Origin of the sequence: Oscillibacter sp. CU971 (genome assembly GCF_905219725.1) — a bacterium.
Taxonomy (GTDB): domain Bacteria; phylum Bacillota; class Clostridia; order Oscillospirales; family Oscillospiraceae; genus Oscillibacter.
In genome coordinates this window covers 1-1,114 of record NZ_CAJMXG010000567.1, presented here as the reverse complement: position 1 = coordinate 1,114, position 1,114 = coordinate 1, and the positions used below count along the sequence as shown (strand labels likewise).

2 protein-coding genes are annotated in these 1,114 nt (G+C 58.7%); both read left to right on the top strand.

Features of this window, described 5'->3' with window-relative positions; translation table 11 throughout:
• Positions 1–344: 344 nt before the first annotated feature.
• Positions 345–845: a hypothetical protein gene (locus JX325_RS17505; RefSeq protein ID WP_204792275.1), complete on the top strand. Its 501-nt coding sequence runs from the start codon at positions 345–347 to the stop codon at positions 843–845.
• The coding region (locus tag JX325_RS17500) for a hypothetical protein (protein WP_374220666.1) at positions 763–1,114 on the top strand (352 nt) is incomplete at its 3' end. The genes JX325_RS17505 and JX325_RS17500, both read left to right, overlap by 83 nt.

Here is a 1,114-nt window from a genome sequence, read left to right as displayed (position 1 = left end):
CGCCTAAGGTTTTTGCGCCCTTCGACCGGGCTGGGACTGGAAAAGCGAGGAATTTATCCCCCAATATGGTCCTTTATGAGACGTTTCCACTGCCTTTGTCTGTTTGCCTGGCTTTTACCTGCTTTAATCAGTGCTTCCTTAAGCATACCGCCGTCAAGCCCCCGGCGGCGAGCGGTTTTTCCGGCTAGACGGCCTGGGTAGCGGCTACACAGAAGCGGACATTCAGGCCCGGCTGTCGGCTGTCCGTTCCGGCGAGGCCCCGCCGCCTGTTTCCCCCGGCCCTTCTTTCTGCCCCATTATCAAACCGCTGACACCGGGGCGGCGTCCCCGGCAGGCCCCGCAAATTGAAGGGCTTTCGCGCCCTGTACTTCAAGTACCTGTATCTGCTGGGGGCCATCCCGGAACGACGCCCCAAACGGCGGGCGGCGGTTGTCTCCCGGACGGAGATCATCAAATTTGAACGCTATCAGCAGCAATTTCAATATCTGATGAAAAACCGCATTGAGACGGTGGAGCAGCTCTCCATGCAGTATGACGCCCTGCAAGCACAAATCGACGCCCTGACGGACCAGCGGCGGGAGCTGTATAAGATACGCCGCGCCGGTCATGGAGGCGCGGCCGTGACGGATGAGATCACCGGCCTGACCGCCAGAGTGCGGGAGTTGCGCCGGGAGTTGAGATTGTGCGCCCGCATTGAGAAAGACATACCTGCGGTACAGGAGACGGTGCAGGCCAATACCAGCGAGTCAAGGAGCGTGATCCATGAAAAAACTGATAAAAGCATACCTCAGCGGAATTTTGAGACTGACCGGGGCTTATCAGGCGGTGAAGGCCCCGGACGTTGAACGGGAGGTTGCCATATTGCAAAGTTCCCGGCACACCGACTATTTCTTTCTGGCCTGGAAGGGGCGCTGCCGCCTGTCCACCCTGCCCGCCGTCTATGAGCCGGACACCCCGGCCAATCTGGACTGGCTGGCCTACCGGGGCGTCACACCATGGCCGGTGGTTGCCCTCTATCTCCACACGGATAAATCGGTGGAGCGGCATATTGAAAACCGAAAATCTGCCGTACGCTGCAAGGTGGAGCATCCCTACAGGATTGTGAAGAACATTT